The organism is Pedobacter nutrimenti (assembly GCF_032678445.1).
GTDB lineage: Bacteria > Bacteroidota > Bacteroidia > Sphingobacteriales > Sphingobacteriaceae > Pedobacter > Pedobacter nutrimenti_A.
Map to the genome: position 1 here is coordinate 1 of NZ_JAVTSQ010000033.1, position 3,174 is coordinate 3,174.

Here is a 3,174-nt window from a genome sequence, read left to right on the forward strand (position 1 = left end):
AGAATTCATGCTATTTTAAAAGTTTTAACAAATAGGCACCGTAACCACTTTTAACTAACGGCTGTGCAATACCTTTCAACTGATCCTTATCTATAAATTCCATTCGGTAAGCCACTTCTTCAATACAACCAATTTTCAAGCCTTGACGCTCTTCTATCACTTGTACAAACTGACCAGCTTGCATTAATGAAGCAAAGGTTCCTGTATCCAGCCATGCGGTTCCCCTGCTCAGTACACCTACTTTCAATTTACCTTGTTCCAGGTAAACCTTATTAACATCTGTAATCTCGTACTCCCCACGAGGTGACGGTTTAATGTTTCTAGCAATTTCAACTACGCTATTATCGTAGAAATACAACCCCGGCACAGCATAGTCAGATTTAGGGGCAACAGGTTTCTCTTCAATGGAAACCGCATTGTTCTCCTCATCAAATTCCACCACACCATAACGTTCTGGATCAGCCACTTTATAAGCAAACACCACTCCTCCATTAGGATTAGAGCTACTTTGAAGTAACCTGGCCATTCCATCACCATAAAAAATATTATCCCCAAGTACCAGGGCAACTTTATCTTTCCCTATAAAATCGGCACCAATAACGAATGCCTGAGCCAATCCATTTGGAACTTCCTGAACTGCATAAGAAAACTTACAGCCTAAAGTACTCCCGTCACCAAGTAATTTTTCAAAATTAGGTAGATCATGGGGTGTAGAAATAATGAGAATTTCATTAATCCCTGCCAGCATTAATGTTGACAAAGGATAATAAATCATTGGTTTATCATAAACAGGCATCATTTGCTTGCTCATCACCAAAGTTAGGGGGTGAAGCCTTGTACCACTTCCGCCAGCTAGGATTATTCCCTTCAAAATTGTAAATTTTAGATTATATATTAAGATTGTTTAGACGACAATTGTTCATTTACTCCATCAAGTTCCTCAAACTTAGAGTTCTTGCTTTTAAACTCAGGAACGATAGTTTTCATTTGCAAAACTACATTCCGGTTGTCATTCGTTCCCGCATGTGCAAGCAGAGTATAGATCTGGCTTTCAATTTCATTGAAAACATATTCCCTAACCCGACCGATCATGATTTTTTCATGATGCGTAGGCATAGTATTCTCATTGTCGTTCAACAACTCTTCGAATAACTTTTCTCCAGGTCTTAAACCAGAATAGGCAATTTTAATATCCTCGTTCGGCACCAATCCCGCAAGACGGATCATTTTTTTCGCCAGTTCTACGATCTTAACGGATTTGCCCATGTCAAAAACAAAGATCTCTCCTCCTTTTCCCATGCAACCCGCCTCTAAAACCAGACGGCAAGCCTCAGGAATGGTCATAAAATACCGGGTGATCTCCGGATGGGTTACGGTAACCGGCCCCCCCTTTTCGATTTGTTGTTTAAATCTTGGAATGACAGAACCATTTGATCCAAGCACATTTCCAAAACGGGTAGTGATGAATTTCGTAATTGGCTTAACATGCAGGTCATTGATATAACTCAAGCCATTTTGGAAGATCACATCTGAACTGTTCAGAGAATTGTTCAGTGACTGTACATAAATCTCTGCAATTCGTTTTGATGCTCCCATCACATTGGTTGGGTTAACCGCTTTATCTGTAGAAATCATTACGAATTTCTGTATACCATACTTTACAGAGAGATCAGCTATCGTTTTTGTTCCCAGAACATTCGTTTTAATCGCTTCTGCCGGATTATCCTCCATCATGGGAACATGTTTATAGGCTGCAGCATGATAGACGTATTGCGGCTTAAAAAAGTTAAACATGAAATCCATACGCTGTTTATCTTTTACATCACCTATGAAAGCATGGAAATTGGAGTTCTTGTGTTTTTCCTCCAGTTCAAGATACAAGTCGTGCAATGCAGTTTCACTCTGATCGCACATGATGATCAAACCAGTTTCAAACTTCATCAACTGGCGAACAATTTCACTTCCAATGGAACCTGCTGCACCCGTAATCAAGATTCGTTTGCCTTTTAATTCCTTTTGAATCCCATCAGTATCAATTTGTATGGTTTTCCTATTTAGAAGGTCTTCTATATTGATATTTTGAATTTGAGCTGTACTCACATCACCCCTGGCCCAAACTTCTGGAGGAGGGATATTCAAAATCTTTACATTATTTTCCAAACAGGTATCGACCACCTGTTCTTTACGCTCAGCTGGAATTGTATAACTGGCAAAAATCACTTCATCTACTTCATGTTTGACAATCAAATCTTCCAGATGTGCTGCATTTAATATCCTTATACCATCTATAGTTTTGCCAACTTTCCTAAAATCATCATCCACAAAAGCAATGATGTTCTTATTGACCTTATTATCATGGTCAAAAGTACGTTTAGTGGCCAAACCCGCTTCACCAGCACCGTAAATGATAATTCTAATTTTGTCTAAGCTTGCATTTTTAATGTACATGAAAAAGTACTTCACCAATATTCGATAAGTAATCAGGAAAAGAAAACTAAACAAAGAATAAGTGATGACAGTAACGTTGCTTAAGAAAGGTAGAGCACTAAAGGCTATAAAAGCAGCATTAACGAAGAAAAGAATAAAAGTACTGGCTAAAACTGAGAATAAAATCCGGAAAGAGTCCTGAGCTGAAGTATAACGCACAATCCCGGCATAGGTTTTAATATTCACAAACACCAATCCATTGACTACAATAACGGCCACCATAGATTTGTAAAATGCAAGTATATTGATATCCTCAATAATAAAATTATGCTTCAATACTTTAGCTAAAGTCATAGCAAATATACTTAGGCAAATATCTATGGCAAAGATAATCCAGCGAGGTACAATTTCCAGTTTAGAAAACATGTCTAATTTTAATCAATATGCCAAACTTAACAATAATTGAACCAAAATTCCTTTTGGTAAATGTATGGATATAAATTCAGGACTAATTTCTTTTCAGAAGAAATAAACAAAGCCTTAAATCTATCCATTCACATCTCATTAGATCACCTTTTATATATATTTAACTAATTGTTTGTTAGCTCGATTATCCAAAAGAATTACAGTAAATGTTAAACCGTATATCTAATCCATCTGAGTTAGCCGATCCTTCCTCCCGGTCTCAAAATCGAAAAGAAAATGATAGTCAGCCAATTAAAAGCAATTACATCAAACAACATTCGA

Annotated in this window: 2 protein-coding genes; both read right to left on the reverse strand. The window is 37.2% G+C overall.

Annotation, left to right across the window (positions count from 1 at the left end; translation table 11 throughout):
* Positions 1-10 precede the first annotated feature (10 nt).
* Positions 11-871, reverse strand: coding sequence for a glucose-1-phosphate thymidylyltransferase RfbA (gene rfbA / locus R2S08_RS28745; RefSeq protein WP_316838342.1), 861 nt, complete (start codon positions 869-871; stop codon positions 11-13).
* A 23-nt stretch (positions 872-894) separates the two neighbouring features.
* Positions 895-2,853, reverse strand: coding sequence for a nucleoside-diphosphate sugar epimerase/dehydratase (locus R2S08_RS28750; protein WP_316838343.1), 1,959 nt, complete (start codon positions 2,851-2,853; stop codon positions 895-897).
* Between the last annotated feature and the right edge of the window lie 321 nt (positions 2,854-3,174).

Coding starts and splice junctions, on each gene's coding strand:
- R2S08_RS28750 (WP_316838343.1), bottom strand. CDS start 2,853: ATGTTTTCTAAACTGGAAATTGTACCTCGCTGGATTATCTTTGCCATA.